Below are 20,437 nucleotides of genomic sequence, written 5' to 3' on the forward strand. Positions count from 1 at the left end.
ATTAAAATGATCAAGATTAAATTCAATAACAGCATCATACTGGGACTTGCAGGTTTATGCCTGTTCTCCGGTTGCAGTAAGTTCCTGGATGAAAGTCCGGACATGCGTACAGAACTGAATTCTCCTGAAAAGATTGGGGAATTATTGTCTACTGCTTATCCTCAGGCGAGCTATATCCCTTTTACAGAATCTATGTCAGATAACGTATCTGATAAAGGTTCTGGAAATGTAGAGCTGGCCAATAGTTCACCTTATTTCTTTAAAGATGATAAAAGTCCGGATCCCGATGCTCCAATCGGCTATTGGAATGCTTCCTATAAAGCGATCTCAGCGGCAAATCATGCTTTGGAAATGATTGAAAAACAGGCGGATTATGAAAGATATAGGGCCTATAAAGGCGAAGCATTAGTTGCCCGTGCTTATGCACATTTTATGTTGGTAACACTATTTTCAAAGCCTTATTCTCCACAGACCTCTGATATTGACCCGGGTATTCCTTATGTAACCGCTACAGAAAAGATCGTATTGGGACATTATCAACGGAAAACCGTAGCCTATGTATATGAGATGATTGAAAAAGACCTTAAAGAAGGATTGCCGCTGATCAATGATGCGATATATAAAGTCCCAAAATACCATTTTACACTTGCGGCGGCAAATGCTTTTGCCTCTCGTTTTTATCTGTTTAAAAAGGATGCGGTGAATGCGGTTAAACATGCAAATGCCGTGTTTTCAAGCGGTAGCCTGAGTGCTTATTTAAGGCCTGTAAACAGTAATGCATACCGTAGTTTTCAATATCGGGAGCTGGAAGCACAATATACCCGGGCAGAGAATCCGGCAAATATTTTGTTGATCGAAACCCCTTCCATATGGGGAAGAAGTTACCCCACATTCAGGTATGGATTTACTCCTGATCTGATGAGTAAACTCACTAATAGCTCCAATGTAACCGGAGGTACCTGGGCCTATAACATTTATGGAAATGAAACGAGTCTTAATATTCCAAAGTTCAGGGAACATTTTGTTCGCCTCACCCTAAATGCAGAAAGTGGGATTCCTTATAATATGATCCCTGTCTTTAGTGCTGAAGAAGTGCTGTTCAACAGGGCAGAAGCCAATGCGATGATGGGCAATCATGAGGCCGCAATTGCAGATCTCAACGATTATATCGCCAGCCGCTTTATCATCAGTTTTAACAATCCTGTTTATGATCCTGAAATGGCCATTACGATGGATAAACTGACGACATTTTATAATTCGGCAGACCGCGAACAGGTATTAATCAATTGTATCCTTGATTTTAAGCGGGTGAACTTCCTCTTTGAAGGACAACGTTGGTTTGACATCATCAGACATGGATTACCTGTAGAACATAAAACCTCAAAAGGAGAGCTCTTTATACTAGGTCCTCAGCATCCGCAAAGGGTTTTTCAAATCCCTGAAGAAGCACAAAGCTCTGGTCTTGAACTAAATCCACGATAAAAAACGAATTCAATATGAAACTAAAATATATATACGCACCCTTTATCATGCTCGTTCTGTGTGCGTTGAGCTGTAAAAAAGAAGCAGCTTTACCAGGCACACCCATTGTTGGTTTGGGTGGAGAAACCTGGACAAAAGGCCCTTTAGATTTTTGGATGGACAAGAATTTTGTGGAACCCTATAATATAGAGGTGAAGTACAAATGGGACCCTTATGAATTAAACTATGCTAAAAACCTGGTTCCGGTATTGGAGAGTAGGGTGGAGCCGGTCATGTCGGCAGTGAGAGACATTTATATCAAACCTTATGAGGCGGTTGCCGGTGCGGATTTTATTAAAAAATATTCACCCAAATTGTTTCAGCTGGCCGGAAGTGCGGAGTATAACAGTGATGGGACCATCGTACTCGGACAAGCGGAGGGTGGACGGAAAATCGTACTGATGGTGGTGAATCAATTCGATAAAAAGAATGTAGCTGAAGTGAAAAGAATGCTCCACACCATTCACCATGAGTTTGCCCATATCCTTCATCAGATCCGTGCTTATCCGGTAGAGTGGAAAGGACTAAATCCTGATCGGATTACGGCAACCTGGTTTAACAGTACAGACCTTGAAGCCAATACTCAGGGACTCGTAACGGCCTATGCAAAAGCAAGTCCGGACGAAGATTTTGTAGAAACGGCAGCCGTACTTCTGGTCGAGGGACAGGCCTATTTTGATGACATTGTGAACGATTTCTTTGTTCCTGAGGCTTCAAAAAAGATTCTTAGACAGAAGGAAGCCATTATTGTAGATTATTATCAGCGCGTGTACCACATTGATTTCAGGAAATTACAGGAAGCCACCAGGCAAGCCATTATTAATTTCACCAAGTAACCGCTTTACTTAAAACTAGATAAACTGATGAAAAAAATATTTTTATACCTTTTGCTGATTCCTTTGATTTTCTCCTGCAAAAAGGACGAAATCGCAGATGAACAGCGTCCTGATTACAGACTAACAGAGGCGCTGGCTAAATACAATGATCTTTTGAGTGGATCCGCCAATGGCTGGAAAGGGCATCTGTTCCCTGCAGCTGGTGGTGGATATGGATTTCTGTTTAATTTTAATGGAAAGAACCGTGTGGAGATGCTGGCTGATATAGACGACCTCAGCGGATCTAATTTTTTTGAAAGCTCTTATCGTTTAAAAGCCACTACCTTACCATCTATTTATTTTGACACTTATTCTTACCTGCATTTATTGGCCGATCCGGATCCCGGAGTGAATGGTGGTCAGCCTGGATGGGGACTGTATTCTGATTTTGAATTTTCAATTCTTGAAAGTAGTGCCGATACCATCAAATTGAAAGGGAATCTGAATGGAAGTACATTAATCCTGGTCAAGGCATCTGCGGCTGAAGCTGCAGCGTATAAAGCAGGGCATTTAAATGTGCTAAAGAAAGATGTGGCGGATTACCTGAATGCCAATTCGTTCAATTATATAGAAACAGCAAAGCACAATACCATTGCTTTTAACCTGAGCTTAAATAGCAAAAAACTGATCTTAAGTTACGACAGTGTGGGAGGATTGAAAACGAAAAGTGTTGGATTTGCTTTCTCCGGGATGAATGACCTCATTTTATCAGAAAATGTAAATATCGAAAACCTGGCATTCAACAAGATCCGGATATCGGATGATAAAGGCTCTTTATCGGTCATGAATAAAGATCAGATTATACCGGTACAAGTTTCCAATGAACCTTTATTTTCTTTTGATCAGATGCTTGGCATACAATTCAGCAATGTTGTTCTTCCATTTGAAGAAGAAGTGCCTGGTACCGGATCTGATTATAATACAATAAGGAGCAGCGTGCTCCTGAACGCCAGAAATTCTTTGTCGCCGGGCAGTACTTTTCCGGAGCTGTTAATATCATTTAATACTATTGAAAAGACCATGATACTGGATTTAATCATTGTACAGGAGAGCCAGGTGTTCCATGCCAGGTATGCCTTTTATTATACTAAAAAAGGTGATTCATATGCGTTTGAATATGTAGGTGCAATTGATGGAAATGCCACCTATCTGGAAACAGCTTTGAAACCTTTCATAGATAGAATTACCTTGGGAGCTTTCAAATTTGATTATGTAAACGGGCAGGCGAATTTAATGGGTTCAGGGACGAATTCTGTAAAGCCCGACTTTAAGTTTATAGGTTATTTACGCTAATAAAAACAAAAAAATATAACCATAAAAAATAAAATACTGATGAAAAATATATGGATAATCATCTTTTTAGGGAGCTTGTTATTTAGTTCCTGTAAGAAAGACAGCAAGGATGCCTATGAAGTAGAAAAAGTATTTCCAAATTCAGAGGAAGTATTCAACGACTTTAAAAAGGCAATAGTAAACGGACAGTCGGTATGGAAGGGGACTTTAAAACCAAAGTCTGGTAAAGTATATAGCCTTTACATCAACCTGACCGCTAAAGGAGTGGTGAGCATGATGGCCGATCTGAGTCCGGAAAGCGGGTCTGTTCCCAAAACAGCAAAGTTTTTCCTACGATCGGAAAAAACAAACGCAGTGATCAGTTTTTCTGAAGGCACTTACCTGGATTCCATTTATGTGAAAAAAGGAAGGGATGTGATTGCTGCAGATACCAGCTATTCCTTTAGTTATAAAAAGGGGGATACGATTATGCTGGTTGGAAACAGGTATGGTGATGAACTGAAGCTAAGCACTGCAAATGTTCAGGAACGTAATGACTTTAATGCAGGTGAGCTTGGAAAATCTTTGCAATCGGTAAGTCAGTTCTTTTATAATAAGCCTTTCTATTCTGTGATCACGGCAAGTGGCTATGCGGTTCAGTTTGCGGTTAACCAGGTTAACCGGTCTGTGATTGCGAGTTATGTAGATAAAAACCAGGTACAGTCGACTTCAGCAGACTTTGCCTATGGCATCAATAAAATTCAGTTCAAAAAGCCAATCCGGTTGGGTAATAAATGGGTGTACGAATTGTTTTTTGATCCCCTGAAAAAGGTATTTTACCTGGAGGATGGAGCAGAACGGATTTCCTTCACGGGTTCTAATATGCCGGTTATTCCTTTGCATCTTTTTATGGGGAATGGGTTTCCTTCAGAATTGTCAATACCCTCTCCATTTTATATCACGCAGCTTCCCGGCTGGTCTGAATCTTATTATTATGCCTGGGCAATTGCAACATCTGAATTAAACTATAGTCCGTATCAGGGATTTTTGCTGGTGACTGATTTTGATTTTTCAGACAAAAACAAGGTGATGAACTTTAATATCTATTTCGATATCAGCGGTACGCTTTATAAAGGGACATTCCCATTCTCGTACACAAAGACAACGGATGGAACCTATAAATTCAAGATGCTGCCTCTGGATCTGCAGAATCCAGCTCATGCGAACGCGGATGTAATCAAAACCTATGTAGAAATTCTGGTAAGAATCGTGGAGAATCACCGCTTTAAGCTCGATTACTATGATACGCCAAATGGTCTGTTAGGGCAGTTTATCAGTCAGGACGACCCGGACATGTATTTTACGGGTGTAATTGGAAGTATGGTGAATCCATAACACTGATTATTTAAATGGTGAAACGCTTTCGTTTCACCATTTAAAATACATAATGAATAGAATTTTAGAGATATCGCCAAAATGCTTGCGGAAATACTGTACGGAAGAACTCATCTGATTACGCACGGTATGAACGGAGAGATTGAGCTTTTCTGCAATTTCCGCATAAGACAAGTTTTCATTCCTGCTTAAATGAAAAATTTTTCTTCTTTGCTCCGGTAAATTATTCAGGACATCATTATAGCTTTTCTCCAGCTCTTTAAATACGAGGTTGCTATCCGCAGAAGGATGTGAATTTTCTAAATTATCTTCAAATAGTTCTAAGGGTTGGGTAATGATCCGGACCTTTCTCCAATGATTATAAACGGCATTTTTTACAGATCTGAAAAGGTAAGGCAATAACTCATTCTCTATAACCAGATCTCCCTTTTTCTGCCATAGACGTAGCATAACATCCATAGCTAATTCTTTAGCAATATCTTCATCTTGAATTAAACCATATCCGAAACTATAAAGGAGTTTAAAGTAGCGGTCAAACAAGAGATTGAATGCTTTTTCGTCATTCAACCTGCACCTGTTTAAAAGCTCCTGGTCGGATAGATGATTTAATGGTTTATTCATACGCTTTTAATTATAATGCAGATTTTTTTAAGTAAAAGGGGCTGTACCAAACATACAAAAATATTAGTACTTTTCAAGCTTTGTACATTAATTATATGCGGTTAAAACTGTGTTTAAAAGGGTGTTACGAGAATATTACAAATGAAAAATGTCTGTCTTGTAATTTGATTTAACAAGAAGTATAACTGATCTTTTGAGAAGATAAAATCTAAAGAAAAAAGCCTATTTCAATATTTATTTGCATTCCACAAACAAATTGCTATTTTTGCCACCCACTAGCCACAAGGGGGATTAGCTCAGCTGGCTAGAGCGCTTGCCTGGCAGGCAAGAGGTCAGCGGTTCGACTCCGCTATTCTCCACCCTTTAAAAAAGCCTTTCAGTGAAAACTGAAAGGCTTTTTTAAATTAGTACCTAATCGGAATTTTAATAGTTTTTCGGATAGACGTTATTATATGGTATGACCATAATTGTGTTTATCCTCGATAAGTTGGATGAAAAAGCGCTTAACTAAGCGCTTTTTCTAATTGAATGGAAAAGTTATTGTTCTGATTACGCTGATCAAACTCACTGGCATACTGTTGGGCCTGATTGTAATAAAAGTCGTATAAGTCTTTTACGATATACCTGTTTGAGGAACTGTATAGGGGATGATCATGCGGTAATTCTATGACTATCTCTTTTTCCTGGTCTTCCTGTTTTAAGGCTTCTGCCATATTCATAGAAAAGAAGAACCTGCGACTTGTCTTTGTAGAATCTGCCCATGGAAGATATTTTTCTATATAATGCCAGCCTTTATCTTTATCTGTATAGAATAAATAAACGATCAAAGAACCGATCGAAGTGATCAATGAGCTGTCGTCTTCACATTCCTGTAGTCCTTCTTCTGCCTGTTGAAACAGCTCTGCAGCTTTTTCCGGCTCATTATTTTTAATGGCCATATAACATAGCTGACAGAAAGTGATGACCGGAACGTGGGCACAGGTAAACTGTTTCTGAATGAGCGGAAGCGCTTTGGTGTACGCATTTCCAAAATTTCCTTCATTGATCAGGTAAGTTACTTCTGTATCCATTTCGCAAGCCCTGCAGTCACTTAGTTCATCTCTGGAGTGTGCATTTACCAGGTCCAGAAAGACGGTGCTTTTTGCCGCATCCTGTTGATATAAGGCCTCATTCAATTGCTTGGAGTAGTAGGAGCGGATGCCCAGTCCTTTTTCTTCCAGCCTGCGTTTATAATCTTCCAGGACTTGTTCTATCTGTGCCAGGGATACATCCGGATTTGAATACAACTCATTGATGATCCATTTGTATTTCCACAGTAACTCTTCCACATCGTAGTTTTCCGGATCGGCATCGTAAGCGTTTAACATCCAGCTAAAAAGACTGACAAATTCTGATCTGTCTGACAATCCCCATTCCTTATCCATTAAATCCGACCGCAATTCGTATCCCAGCTCCACATCTTCGTTCGCATCGGCAATTTGAATGGCCTGGATCAATAACTTCCCTGCATCTTTGGGATGGATGTTCTCCTGATTTGCACGGTTTAATAATTTTTGTACTTCTAATGTATACCTCATGGTGTAATTAAATGTTGATAAAATTCTCCATTCCCATAATAATCAGGCTATGGAGTGCCTCGTTAAATAAATTCATTTCTGTATCACTTACGGGATACTTTCCGAGCAATAAGGATTGCACATATAAAATATGAATGATCGAAGGAAAAACATAGGGGTCTTTCAGGCCGAGCATACTTTTAACCAGCTTATTGTCTACGTTAAAACACAGTACAGGGAGTACGGCTTTCTTCTTAGGTGCAAAAGCACCAAGGGTTGCGGTAAGCGGATTTTTTGAAGAAACAACAGTCTGCTTGTTACCGATCTCCTCCTGTGGAGCAACGTAAATAGCGGGCGTATCTTCCGGACTAAACCTTTTCAGGCTACAGGTGCAATTTAGCTTTTTCAAAACTTCAGTAGCACGGATTTCGAAATCAGCCAGCTGCGGGTCTGAAGAAACATCAATGGCATGAAAGCTGTTTAATAAGCTTCCCGGAGAGATCTGCTCGATCTTAAGCGTCTGGTCGAGTCGCTGGATCTTTTTTAACAGCTCTTCTTCAAAAGTATAGGCGGCATTAATGATCAGGGTTCCCTGGGCACCTGCTATGCGGCGGACCTGTTTAAAATCGTCAATGTTTGGCGTATAGAAAATAGTGCTTTCCAGTTCTCTTATATTTCTGAAAGTCCGGACTCCCTTATTGGTTTCAAATGGAAGATCATCAATAAAAACCTGCAATAACTCATTGTCTTCGGCAGCAATTGCTTTCAGGTGAAGGTAATGAGTGCTGATCAGTTTTTGATAAATGGAACGGTCAATCAGTCCGATAGATTTCAGGTAAGCCTTGATGGTTTCTCCGATTTCTTTTTTAGCTCCTTTTAAAGCGTCATTATAAACCAGGGCTTCTCTGGAAGCGATGGCATCAAGTCCATCTGCATTCAGGATACAACGAATGAAAAATGCCCATTTAGGGAGCAACCGGCAATCATCATCGCTCAGAAACATACGTTTCAAAAATAGCTTATGCGTTTGTTTTCCGCTGAATTGCGCTTTATAAGGAAGGATATAGGCTACACCTTTCACTCCGCCATCTGAAGTGGAAATAGGAAAAGCATCCAGAAATCCGGTGTTAAAAGCCTTTCTGCCAATGGCGAGTAATTCCTCTTTGCTGGCCGAGGGTTCCAGCCAAAGTGCACCTGATTCGTTAATCCAATAGCTGCTTTCTTCATGATGGAGGTAAATTGGCATCGGCAATGCCTCTCCATAATATTCCAGATTCTTACGGAAAACCTCCAGCTTAAATAAATATTTAAATTCGTCTTTCGGGTAAAGGATGACCTTTGATCCAATTGGCCGTTCTTCTTCGATCTTAGTAATGTGGTAGGTCCCATCTGATTTTCCAGTCCATCTTACTGCGGTTTCGCTTAATGCGGATCTTGATTCTACAATAATCTCATTACTTACCACAAAACAGGACAACAGGCCAATCCCGAATTTGCCGATATAATCTTTGGCTTCAAATGCTTCCCGTTTAGAGCTTTCCCCAATTACAGCAAGAAATTTATGAATTTCATCTTCTTTGAGTCCAATGCCATTGTCTTCAAAGACGAGCGCTGAATGTTTGCTGTCAGGTAAGTAGATACTGATCGCACCCTCATGATTTTCATCCATCGTCCTTAATGCAGTGATGGCATCTACTCCGTTTTGGAGGAGCTCCCGCACAAACGTGTTCGGATTGCTATACAGATGTTCAGATAATAAGGAGATCATCCCCTTTAGATTTACCTGAAACAAGTATTGCTGACTGTCATCCATATTATTTTCCTTTTTTTCTGCCTGTTAATTTCATTGCCTTCTCGTGTCCGTTGTCTGCTGCTTTTTCAAACCAGTACATGGCGGTATCTTCATTTTCTTCCACACCGTCTCCCATCAAGTAGCAATTGCCAAGGTCAAATTGAGCTACTGCATGTTCTTCTGCAGCGGCTTTGTTGAGCCATTCAATTCCTTCCTCTTTATTCATCGTAACCCCTTTGCCGTTCAGCAATAAAGATCCGGTATAATATTGCGCGGATACATTGTCGCTTTGTGCTGCCTCATTGAACCAGCGGAATGCTTCTTCATGGTTTTCTTTTACACCCAGACCATTCAGGTAACAACGGCCGGTATGGTACATCGCAACAATATAGTTGTTGTTTGCGGCCATTTCATAATACTTAAATGCTTCCGCGTTATTGGTTTCCACACCGATTCCATATTCATAACACAGTCCCAACCCTTCGTTAACAACTTCCTGCTCCAGGGCTTTCTGATAATAACCAAATGCTTTGTCGGCCTGATCAATCTGGTCGTAATCATACATATAATAATCGCCAATTTCAAGATTGGCATTAGGATATCCGGACTCTGCAGCCTTTCCAAGCCATAACAGCGCCTGTTCTGAATCCTTGCTGATTAAACCATGCATATAATAATAGCCAAGCTTGTATTGTCCGTAATAATAACCAAGATCTGCTGCCTGCTGCATGTAATCAAATGCTTTTTGCGCATCAAATTCTACCCCATACTCATATTCGTAACATAAGCCCAGTTCTACCATTGCTTTAGGGCTGCCACCTTCAGCTGCTGTTAAATAGTACTGAATCGCCTTATCCGGATTTTCAGCTACGCCGCTTCCAAAACGATAGCAACGACCAACTTCAAACTGACAGTTTACATAATCTAATTCTGCTCCTTTAAGGTAATACTGGAAAGCGGCTTCCGGATCAGGGTTTTGGTTATGATAACCATTTTCCAGATAAGTTCCGGCAGTATGAATGGCAAATGGATAATCGAGTTCTGCAGCCTGGTTAAACAGGTTGAATGCCTCTTGATAGTCCTGTGTTATTGTACCATCTTCATACATGAAACCAAGCTCAGTCATAGAATAAGGAGAGTTTAACTCAACACCCTTTTCGAAATAAGCCTGTGCTTTTTTGTAATCCGGTTCGCCAAGTATTCCATAGCGATAGAAGCGGGCTGCATTGTTTATGGCTGTAGGGAAGTTCATTTCTGCTGCTTCTTCGTAATAGGAAAGTGCTCTGGCAAGATCGGGACTGTTGGTTGCTACGATTCCATTCTCGTAAAGATAACCCAGTCTGTTCAGCGCATAAGGTAGTTTCTTTTCTGCTGCTCTTTTTAATAGTATCGCTGCTTCCTGTTCATTCTTTTCTGAAAGGCTACCTTCAATGAGAATTTCGGCCTTTTCAACCATAGCGTCTACAGATTTATTTCTGATCGCTTCATCGAGGTAGTACATGCCTTTTTCTACATCCAGGGCCTCTGGAGAATATAGGTAAAGTAAAGCTAAGCGATAAGAAGCAAAGCTGCTGTTGTATAAATGTCCGAGCCTGAACCAGTAAACGGCTTGCTCCAGAGATGAGGATTGCTCATCGGAAGGAAGAGAATGGTAACCTAAATGGTTGGCCGCTTCTATTGTTCCGCGTTCAAAAGCCTCCTGCCATAACTGAAAGGCCTGATCTTTTACCGATTCATCTTCCGACTGGCTGAAAATGATGGTTCCCAGTCGGAACATGGCAAAATCTGCATCGTAGTGATCAACAAGCTCCTGATAAAGTGATTTTGCTGCATCAATATTGTTGGTATGGTCCAGGTAATTGCCTTCAAATAGCAATACGTTTTTCTTTAATAAGGGATCCCTGGTCTCTTTCAACTCGGCGATTAATGCAGGCAGTCCTTCAGTTTCTCCTTTATTTAAAGAAATGTGGCCCCTATATAACTTGTTCCATATGGAATCTGAACTGTTTAGTAGACGAAGCCCTGTTTCTTCCTCTTTCTCCAGAATTATTCCATAGTAAAGAAGATAACCTTTTACAGCTACTGCTAATTCTACATTGTTTTCAATGGCTTTATCCAGGTAGCAGGCAATTTTTTCCGCATCTCCGTGTGTTCCTCTGGCTTCACGGTATTGAAAAGCGATTTGAGAATAGGCGAGGGGATAATGCGGTGCCAGTCTTTCCAATACGGATATGACTGTTTCCAAATGGAAGTTATAATCGGTTTCATCCAGGTATACGCTGGCTTTGAAATCCAGGCCATCCATAAAAAGGCGCTCATAAAGGCCAAACACATCCTGACTGTTTTCTGGAAGCAGCTGCACTGCATGGTCAAGAAGAGCGAGCGCCTGATGCCAGGATTCTGAAATTTTTAAATCGTCTTTTGTAAATTTATTCAGGCTTTGGGTTATCGGAAGCCCGCTATGTTGTGCATGTTGTTGGTAAGTAGTGTAAGTGGTTTTAAGGCTCATTCTCTTATATGATTACGATGAAAACAATATTTATACTGAATTGCTTCTTTGTGTTACAAAACGGATAAACATTAAAGGATATTTCCCTTAGGAAGATAAAAGTTCTTTATCCTTTTTTGTGGATCCTGACAAAAGGTTATCTGAGCAACAATTAGTCCATTATAGAATAATAATAAATCTTATTCGATAATATTTAAAAAACCGAAAACATTTTTTTTGATTAAACAACCTGAGAATTGAGTAATCCGTTCAGGCTTAGAGGGATATAGGAGAGAAAACTGTAAACGAGTTGATGGAGTAAAAAATAGAAATATGACGATAACAATTGCTGGATTGGAAAGGGAATTGAAATCGTTACAGAAAAAGATACATTCAGGTTGCTGGCTTCCTGATAGCGTATGTGCTGACCATTATTTAGGTTATTATAAATTTTTCCTGCAAAAAAAAACGCTAAGTACTTGTGTATTAATTACACTATGTCTATATTGTATATCAGATACCTTAAAACTAACCAAATTACTTCTTAAACCCCAAGGCTATGTAATAAAAACTAACTAACCCCAATTTTCTCATCCTAACCAAATATCTTATGTTAAAAATCAACCCAAATCTCAAAAGGAGGTCTCTCCTTTTGCTGGCCTGTCTATTCATTTATTTTGGAGTCAGCGCCCAAGTTAAAATCACTGGAAAAGTGACCAGCAGTGATGACAAACTACCCATTATCGGAGCTTCAGTAAAAGTCAGGAACACCAAGGTCGGGACCACTACCGATGCAAACGGTAGCTTCTCAATCCTGGCAAAACCGAATGATGTACTTTCCATTTCTTTTGTAGGGTATGGAACCAAAGACATTACGGTGGGCACACAAACCACAATAGAGGCAGTGCTCCAGCCGGACGCCAACAGCTTAAGCGAAATTGTGGTAACCGGTTATACCAGTCAGCGGAAAAAAGATTTAACAGGATCCGTTGCTGTGGTGAACATTACCCAGCTCAAATCGCAACCCGCAGCAAGTGCTGTAGAAGCACTGCAGGGTAAAGCCCCGGGGGTGCAGATTGTAAATGATGGAGCACCGGGATCTACCCCACAGATCCGGGTCCGTGGGGTAACTACCATTAATAATAATGACCCTCTCTATGTAATCGATGGCGTTCCTTATGAAGGCAAGCTAAGCTGGTTCAATCAAAACGATATTGAAAGTATGCAGGTGCTGAAAGACGCTTCTTCTGCTTCCATTTACGGAGCGAGGGCAAACAACGGCGTGGTGATCATTACGACTAAAAAAGGGACACTCGGCGCACCGAAAATTACTTTTGATACTTATTATGGAACCCAGCGGCCAAGAAAGGGAACCTTTCCAAAAATGTTGAACCCCATGCAATATGCTGAGTATCTTTTTTCAGCCTATAAAAATGCAAATGAAGTGCCGGCAACGGGAGATAATTATGGAAACGGGGCTACTCCAACACTGCCGGATTATCTTGTAGCGGGAAAGGTGGCAGGACAAAAAATTACTGCTGCGGATGCAGATCCTTCTAAATATAATTACAGTCGTGATCCCGGAACTTTTTATCAGATCACAAGGGCTAATAAAGAGGGAACACAGTGGTTTGACGAAATTACCAGGAATGCACCGGTGCAAAATTATCAGCTCAGCGCCTCAGGAGGTGGAGAAAATGCAACCTATAGCTTTGCGGTAGGTCACCTGAATCAAAAAGGAACAATTGAATATACTGGCTTCAAGAGATATAATGCCAGGGCAAATACTACCTTTACTGCGCTGGATAAGAAACTTCGATTCGGAGAAAATATGCAGTACAGTTATTCTGAAGGTTTTGGCTTTGGAGTGAATCCAAATGTTTCCGGCGAGTATCAGGATGAAGGGAGTGCCATTAGCTGGGCATACCGGATGAATACCATTATTCCTGTTTATGATATCAAAGGTAATTTTGCGGGTAGCCGTGGAAGTCAGCTGGGCAATTCGGAGAATCCTTTGGCTTTTCTTTTCCGTGCAAAAGACAATTTAAATAAAAGCAATTTCTTCTTTGGGAATGTTTTCGGAGAGCTGGACGTTGTAGATGGCCTTACTGCCAGAACAAGCTTCGGGATGCGTTATGAAAATTTTAACGGTGTGAGCATGCGCTATCCCAATCTGGAATTCTCTGAAGGTAATAATTCCAATAACCTGAATGAATATCAGGGCTATAATACTGAATGGACCTGGACAAATACACTGACCTATAGTAAAGTTTTTGCGGACAAACACCGCTTAAACCTCCTGGCAGGTACAGAGGCCATCCGTTCCAATACACGACGTCTGGATGCCGGAAGAAATGAATTCTTTCTTTTAGGGGATCCCAACTACTATTACCTTGGCGGAGGCTCTAAAAACATCAGCAATATGAGTATCGGTACGGTAGGATCCCTATTCTCCCTTTTTGGGCGTGCTGATTATTCTTATGATGACCGTTACCTGGCCAGTGTGACCATTCGCCGTGACGGTTCTTCTAACTTCGGACCTGAAAATAAATATGGTAATTTCCCGGCAGCAAGTGTGGCCTGGAGGATGTCTGAAGAGAGCTTCATCAAAGATAAGGTGAAGTGGATTCAGGATCTGAAAATTCGTGTAGGTTATGGAGAAACGGGAAATCAAAGAATTCCAGGTTTTCAATACCTCAACAGGTTCCAGTCTTCGATTATCAATTCTGCCTATAGTTTTGACGGAAATAATAACGTTACCCCAGGTTTATGGCAGAACAATTATCAAAACCCGTCCATTAAATGGGAGTCTTTAAGCTCCATTAATGTGGGTCTGGATTTCAGCTTGTTTAATTCGAGCATTGATGGTTCATTTGACTGGTATAATAAAAAAACCAGCGATATGCTGTATCCCATTCCTTTGCCTTCTACAGGAGTAGGTCTTGGCGCATCACCTTTCGTAAATGTGGGTGATATGAGCAATAAAGGGGTGGAGCTGACATTGGTTTATCACTATGGAAAAAGTGAAGACAAAGCCTTCAAATTTGATGTTGGCGTTAACTTCTCGAAAAACGTGAACAAAGTTGTGAAGCTTGCTCCGGGAATTACCCAGCAGCCATATGGCACATTCCGTACTTTGCAGACAAGCATCCTACAGGAAGGTAAACCTTTTGGCTCTTTCTATGGATATGACATTCTGGGCATTTATCAGAATGCGGAAGAGATCAACCAGAGTGCTTCTTATACCGGAGCCAGGGTTGGCGGTTTTAAATTCAGAGATGTGAATGGCGATAATAAGATCGATCCCGGAGACCGCACAATCATTGGAAATCCCAATCCTGATTTTCTATACTCTCTGAATTTCAATGCTTCTTATAAAAACTTTGATATTTCCATGTTTTTTAATGGGGTACAAGGGATAGATCTCTATGAGGCAACCCGGTATTTTACAGATTTCTCTACTTTTAACGGAGCTAAGAGTACCAGGCTTCTGGATGCATGGAGCCCAACAAATACGGGTAGTAAAACCCCTTCGGCAAATATCCGGGCCTCGGATCTGGAGTATGCATCTTCCAGTTATTATGTTCAGGATGGAAGTTTCTTACGTATGAAAAACCTGCAGATTGGTTATTCTCTTCCGACGGAAAAGGTTTTCGGTCCGAAATGGGGGGTCAGTAAGCTAAGGATTTATGCAAGTACCACCAATCTTTTTACGCTGACCAATTACACCGGACTGGATCCTGAAGTGAGCCAGGAAACAGAGACGTTCTCTGCCCTTGGGGTAGACCGCGGGATTTATCCAAGTCCGCGTCAGTTTCTATTAGGTTTAAGTGTAGGTTTTTAACGATTAAAAAAGAAGACATGAAAAAGATTAATTATATCATATTCAGCCTGTTTCTGATTACGGTAATGGGCTGTAGTAAATCCTTTCTAGAAAAGAATCCCCAGGGAGAATTAACCGGAGAACAATCTACCTCCCAGGAGGGAGTAGAAGCGTTTTTAACGGGAGCCTATTCTCTTTTAAATGGAAATGTGAACGGTACTTTTGGCAACTACGGAGCTGCACCAAGTCAGTGGCTTTTAGGAGAGGTAACCTCCGATAATGCACATAAAGGAAGTGATAACGGAGATCAGCCCAATATGAATTTATTGGAAAGGCATTCGCCAACGAGCACCAATGACAACCTGGAAAATGTATGGGCACGTTGCTTTGAAGGAATTTTGCGTTGTAATAACACCTTGAAATTTTTAAGCCTTGTACAAAGCGGAGACAAGAAATTTCCGGATGCAAGGGCAAAGGAAATTCAGGCCGAGGCAAGAGTGCTGCGCGCACATTACTATTTCTTCCTGGTCAGAATTTTTAAAAATGTACCACTGATCACTGAGACAACAACCGAAACGGCCGTAGACAATACGCCTGATGTTTATCCGGCTATTATAAATGACCTGAAATATGGAGTGGATAACCTGGCTCCTGTAAATGCGACCAATGCGATTACCAGGATAAACAAGGTGGTTGCACAGGCCTATTTAGGAAAGGTTTATTTGTATCAAAAGAAATATCAGGATGCATTGCCTTTACTGAACGCAGTGATTGCCTCCAGGCCGGATCTGGAAACTTTACCCTACACAAATAACTTTGATATCACTAAAGAGAATGGCCCTGAAGCGATCTTTGCTGTTCAACATTCTGTTGGTGCAGATGGTACCGGTGGTGATAACGGGAATGTCGGGGATATTCTGAATTTCCCTTATGGCAATGGTTTACCCATTACCTGTTGCGGTTTCTTTCAGCCTTCTATCGATTTGGCTAATGCTTTTAAAGTAGATGCAGCGGGTTTACCTTATCCGGATCAAACCTACAGGGTGAATCCTTATAAATCTGATTTTGGCCTTACTGATGCGGAGAAAAAAGCCTATCAGCTGGATAAAACACTGAGAGTTGATCCAAGGATGGATTATACTATGGGAAGAAGAGGGGTTCCTTTTCATGATTGGGGAGTGATGCAGGGTGATTCCTGGATTCGTGAACCTTCAAACGGAGGGCCTTTTGTAGCCTATAAAAATGTAATTGATGCTTCGCAGGTTTCCAGCGGAACGGGACCTGGAAATACGAATGTTACCGGTCTGAATGTGAACATCATCCGCCTGGCAGATGTGTACCTTATGGCCGCAGAATGTGAAGTGGAAGCCGGAAGTTTGCCGAATGCATTGACGCTGGTAAATAAGGTGCGTGCCAGAGCTGCCAAGCTGCCAGTTAAACAGGTAGAGGGAGCGGCTGTAGCCGCTTACAAGGTTAGTCCTTACCCTTCGTTTCCGGATCAGGGTTATGCGCGGAAAGCAGTGCGTACAGAGCGTAGGGTAGAGCTTGCGCTGGAAGGTCATCGTTTTTATGACCTGGTAAGATGGGGCATTGCTAAAACAACCCTGGATAGCTATTTCCAATTTGAAGGCGGTTATTTTCCTTACCTGAAAACAGTGGTGATGGAAGACCGGGATGAATATTTCCCAATCCCACAAAATCAGATTGATCGTAGTCAGGGGATCCTGAAACAAAACCCGGGATACAACTAAATCCGGAGTACAGTTAATTTAAAAATATCATATGGAGAAAGGGCCTTTAAGGCCCTTTTTTTTATGGACTTTAGAAATCCCTGAAAGGAAATCAAATTATGTTAACTTTGGTCAGGAAGCAACCCTAATAACCGATAACTACGATAACCATTACATGAAAAAAGCTATTTTATTATTTTTTGTCCTGTTCCTCAGTATAACAGGTTTTTCGCAAAGCGTATTGTCCTTGTTTAACCGTTCAGACGACTTTTTTAAACTGATGGAGCAGGAGAAGTTCAGTGATGCCCATGCGTTTTTTGATGAAAGCGTCCATTCGAAAATTACACCGGATAACCTGGGGACGATCTGGAAAAGCCTGAGTACAAACTTTGGAAAAGTCGTAAGTACGGATGTCCTTCAAAGTAAAACGGAAGGAGATTTTTTTGCAGTTTCTGTAGATGTGAAATTCGAAAAAGAAACCCAGGGCTTTTTGCTGGTCTTCAATAAAAGTGAAAAAATAGTGGGCTTGTTTCCCAGACAAAAATCTAACCAGCAAGCCTACGTTGTTCCGGCATATGCGGATACTGCAGCCTATAGAGAAGAGGAGATTTATGTTAAAACCCCGGGACATAACCTGGTTGGTTTATTGACCACTCCGGTTAAGGGCTCCAATTTTCCGATTGTTATTTTTCTGCATGGTTCAGGGCCAAGTGATATGGATGAAACCGTAGGACCAAATAAACCCTTTAAAGATTTGGCAGCAGGCCTGGCCACCAAGGGCATTGCCAGCATCAGGTATGTGAAAAGGACACTTGCATATGCAGGTGAATTTAGTAAGGCATTCACGGTTAAGGAAGAGGTGATGGATGATGCACTGGCAGCAATTGCATTGGTGAAGCAAATTCCGGAAGCCGACAAAAAGAAAATTTATTTATTCGGACATAGCATGGGTGGTATGCTGGCCCCAAAACTGGCTACATTGGCACCGGATGTACATGGGATTATCCTGGCAGCAGCCCCGGCGAGAAAATTAACTGATCTGATTGATGAACAAAATAAATATTCTGCCGCTCAGGTAAAAGATACCACGGGTGCGGTGAAGAAACAACTGGAAGAGGCGCTGAAAGAAACGGCAAAAACCAGAATTACCAAATTGGGTACGGTGAAGCCGGATTCTATACTGTTAGGTCTGCCTGCGTCTTATTGGGTTGATTTAAATCTTTATGATCAGGTAGGAACAGCGAAAAAGCTGACCAAACAACGAATTATGGTGGTTCAGGGAGGATTTGATTTTCAGGTGTCCCAACAGGATTACCAGCTTTGGAATGAGGCTTTAGGGAAAAAGAAAAATGCAAGCTTCAAGCTGTATCCCGATCTGAACCATTTGTTAAGTCCTCAAAAGGAAAAGGGAAATATGTCCCAGTATGGAATACCTGTTAGTGTTTCTGAGTCACTCGTTAACGACCTGTCCACCTGGATAAAAGCTAAGTAAATCTGTAGCCGGATAACCTGATCTTCTGATGAGCAGGTTATCCAGGCTGATTTCAGTGTGTTATTTGTTTCTTATGGCCAGGATATGTTTATGCCATTTCTTCATTATTTTTCGACCTGCAATTTCCGCTTTTTCCACATTTTTAGGTCCTGTACCGGAATGGTTAAATACCACATCAGCCAGGGCGTCCATAAAAGGTTCATGTAATGGAAACTCCTCTTCGATACTGGAATAGTTTTCTGTAATGTCGTTCAGGAAGAAAAGTGTGGCCCAACGCTCATTTCCGTCCGGCCGACTGTAATAAAAGGGGAAAGATACTTTATTGATGAAGTTTTGAATAATAGTTTCAGGATTAACCTGAAATAAATCGCAAAGGATAGTAAAGTCTTGAGGCAGACTAACTTTTAAATTAATGTCCATAATTTTCAATCTGTTTTTAAGAGGCCTGTATGAGTTTGTGGTAATAGTCCTGGTATAATTCGTGGTATTTTTCGCGGCGTTTCTCCAAATCCCGAACGATAAATAACCGGAGGTGCAGTTCCTGAATGCTATCGATAAATTCAATCTGCAGTGCTTTTTGAGCGGAAGAGTACAGCAGGGCATTACATTTAGTAATGGTCCGGTAGAAAAATGCCATGGCGTGATTTTCCAATGCACAATGTAATCCGATCCGTGCATGGGTTTCCGGTAATGAAATCTGATTCATAAAATGTTGCAGATAGTGCTGCGGAGGGCAGTTGTGGGTTTCGCACATAATACAAAAGTCCATGCCCAATTGAAGACTTGTTGTTTCATCCAGCTGCAGGGTTCCGGATGCAGTATGGCCGCGTTCCATGAGCTGGAAGATTTTTTTGATAATGGGAATGCATAATTTTCTTCTTTTAAGTTCAACTGTTCCCGGTTTCACACTCATTTGTACAATTTGTCTGATGTATTTTATAATGGCCTCCCTGCTCTTCCGGAATGCAGGATTCATTCCCTGAACGGTTGGTTGTGGGTAGCTCAACAGGGTATTTGTCGCAAACCGGTAGGAATCATTTGATTTATAACTTAAGGAGTCGTAAAAGGAAATGTGGTCTATGAACTGTTGTAATACCTCTGCAACCGGTAAATGATACGTTGCGCAGGCAATTTTAAATTCCAGTGGGATCGTTAATAATTCAGGTTCTTCTTTTTTCATATATGGGTGTTTACGGTTATTCAAATACTTTCTCATACATACAGCCATATTCCTTTGATCTGATCCGTTTGAGCCTGGGGAAATCTTTTTTGTTGCTGAGCTCTGAAAGAGCCGCCTGCACATGCTTAGGGTCGATGTTTTCACTGCCCACGGCACTCCTGCAGCGCTGATAGATGGTCAATGGCATTTGCGGAGTATAAAATAGGCGGCCCTCAAAAAGCACTTTCATGATGGCTCTTGCCAGGGCAGCATTTTCCTGGTTAATGGTTTGATGCCTGGCGTAGGCGGGATTTTCCTCCAGCAGCTGAAACATTAAAGTTTCGGATTGGTCCTCTGCTATGCGGAGCATTTTAATATGGATACCGGGGCCTTCAACCTGCTTGATCAGGAGGTAGTCTGCGGTATAATTTTGATTTTCATAGCCGGGGGCAAAAGCTCTTAAAGACTGCTCTTCCATTGCCTGCTTGAAGCAATGAATGTCTTCAAAGGAGAAGCCGATACTTTTCAACTCTTCTTTTTGTTTGATAAAATCTGTGGTATAACCCATTAAAAAGGAAATCTCACTGGTGGAATAACCTTTGGCAATCCTCTTCAGCATAAAACTATAGAGCATGGCCACATTTAAAGAGGACATCCGGGCGCTGAAAATCATGCTTGCCGATTTCTTATTTTCTTCTTTCATTGGAATTTAC

General features: G+C 41.2%; 14 protein-coding genes and 1 tRNA gene. 8 read left to right on the top strand and 7 right to left on the bottom strand.

All coding sequences use genetic code 11. From position 1 onward, the window contains the following. Window positions 1–6: 6 nt before the first annotated feature. Genes BFS30_RS08765 through BFS30_RS08780 form a run of 4 tightly spaced genes read left to right on the top strand, consistent with a single transcriptional unit; the run spans window position 7 to window position 5,063 of the window. Complete coding sequence (locus BFS30_RS08765) at window positions 7–1,482, top strand: RagB/SusD family nutrient uptake outer membrane protein (RefSeq protein WP_069378935.1); 1,476 nt, start codon at window positions 7–9, stop codon at window positions 1,480–1,482. A gap of 14 nt (window positions 1,483–1,496) precedes the next feature. Further along, window positions 1,497–2,357, top strand: a complete 861-nt coding sequence (locus BFS30_RS08770) for a zinc-binding metallopeptidase (protein WP_069378936.1) — start codon at window positions 1,497–1,499, stop codon at window positions 2,355–2,357. A gap of 27 nt (window positions 2,358–2,384) precedes the next feature. Then, window positions 2,385–3,689 carry a DUF4302 domain-containing protein gene (locus BFS30_RS08775; protein WP_069378937.1) on the top strand — a complete coding sequence of 435 codons (1,305 nt, stop codon included), beginning with the start codon at window positions 2,385–2,387 and terminating at the stop codon, window positions 3,687–3,689. 39 nt (window positions 3,690–3,728) lie between these two features. Next, window positions 3,729–5,063, top strand: coding sequence for a DUF4302 domain-containing protein (locus tag BFS30_RS08780; protein WP_069378938.1), 1,335 nt, complete (start codon window positions 3,729–3,731; stop codon window positions 5,061–5,063). A gap of 33 nt (window positions 5,064–5,096) precedes the next feature. Here BFS30_RS08780 and BFS30_RS08785 read toward each other — a convergent pair whose 3' ends face one another. Then, window positions 5,097–5,684 (bottom strand): RNA polymerase sigma factor, encoded by a 588-nt coding sequence (locus BFS30_RS08785; RefSeq protein WP_069378939.1) that lies wholly within the window; start codon window positions 5,682–5,684, stop codon window positions 5,097–5,099. Between the two features lie 285 nt (window positions 5,685–5,969). On the opposite strand from BFS30_RS08785, the gene BFS30_RS08790 reads away from it, so the two are divergent. Further along, window positions 5,970–6,043, top strand: a tRNA-Ala gene (locus BFS30_RS08790). Between the two features lie 144 nt (window positions 6,044–6,187). On the opposite strand, the gene BFS30_RS08795 is transcribed toward BFS30_RS08790, so the two are convergent. Genes BFS30_RS08795 through BFS30_RS08805 form a run of 3 tightly spaced genes read right to left on the bottom strand, consistent with a single transcriptional unit; the run spans window position 6,188 to window position 11,541 of the window. Beyond that, on the bottom strand, window positions 6,188–7,261 hold the full coding sequence (locus BFS30_RS08795) for a hypothetical protein (RefSeq protein ID WP_069378940.1): 1,074 nt from the start codon (window positions 7,259–7,261) through the stop codon (window positions 6,188–6,190). Between the two features lie 7 nt (window positions 7,262–7,268). Further along, a complete protein-coding gene (locus BFS30_RS08800) occupies window positions 7,269–9,053 on the bottom strand; it encodes an HSP90 family protein (protein ID WP_069378941.1) in 1,785 nt (594 codons plus the stop codon). Between the two features lies 1 nt (window position 9,054). Continuing rightward, window positions 9,055–11,541, bottom strand: a complete 2,487-nt coding sequence (locus BFS30_RS08805; RefSeq protein WP_069378942.1) for a tetratricopeptide repeat protein — start codon at window positions 11,539–11,541, stop codon at window positions 9,055–9,057. 589 nt (window positions 11,542–12,130) lie between these two features. Here BFS30_RS08805 and BFS30_RS08810 point away from each other — a divergent pair. From BFS30_RS08810 to BFS30_RS08820, 3 genes are all read left to right on the top strand, one after another. After that, a complete protein-coding gene (locus tag BFS30_RS08810; protein WP_069378943.1) occupies window positions 12,131–15,364 on the top strand; it encodes a SusC/RagA family TonB-linked outer membrane protein in 3,234 nt (1,077 codons plus the stop codon). A 17-nt stretch (window positions 15,365–15,381) separates the two neighbouring features. Continuing rightward, window positions 15,382–17,094: a RagB/SusD family nutrient uptake outer membrane protein gene (locus BFS30_RS08815; protein ID WP_069378944.1), complete on the top strand. Its 1,713-nt coding sequence runs from the start codon at window positions 15,382–15,384 to the stop codon at window positions 17,092–17,094. A 154-nt stretch (window positions 17,095–17,248) separates the two neighbouring features. Next, a complete protein-coding gene (locus BFS30_RS08820) occupies window positions 17,249–18,565 on the top strand; it encodes an alpha/beta fold hydrolase (RefSeq protein ID WP_069382357.1) in 1,317 nt (438 codons plus the stop codon). A 60-nt stretch (window positions 18,566–18,625) separates the two neighbouring features. Here BFS30_RS08820 and BFS30_RS08825 read toward each other — a convergent pair whose 3' ends face one another. Genes BFS30_RS08825 through BFS30_RS08835 form a run of 3 tightly spaced genes read right to left on the bottom strand, consistent with a single transcriptional unit; the run spans window position 18,626 to window position 20,427 of the window. After that, on the bottom strand, window positions 18,626–18,985 hold the full coding sequence (locus BFS30_RS08825) for a hypothetical protein (protein ID WP_069378945.1): 360 nt from the start codon (window positions 18,983–18,985) through the stop codon (window positions 18,626–18,628). Between the two features lie 16 nt (window positions 18,986–19,001). Then, window positions 19,002–19,745 carry a hypothetical protein gene (locus BFS30_RS08830; protein ID WP_069378946.1) on the bottom strand — a complete coding sequence of 248 codons (744 nt, stop codon included), beginning with the start codon at window positions 19,743–19,745 and terminating at the stop codon, window positions 19,002–19,004. A 16-nt stretch (window positions 19,746–19,761) separates the two neighbouring features. Then, entirely contained in the window at window positions 19,762–20,427 is a 666-nt protein-coding gene (locus BFS30_RS08835) for a hypothetical protein (protein ID WP_069378947.1), read from the bottom strand. Window positions 20,428–20,437: the final 10 nt, after the last annotated feature.

This window comes from Pedobacter steynii (genome assembly GCF_001721645.1).
GTDB classification, from domain to species: domain Bacteria; phylum Bacteroidota; class Bacteroidia; order Sphingobacteriales; family Sphingobacteriaceae; genus Pedobacter; species Pedobacter steynii_A.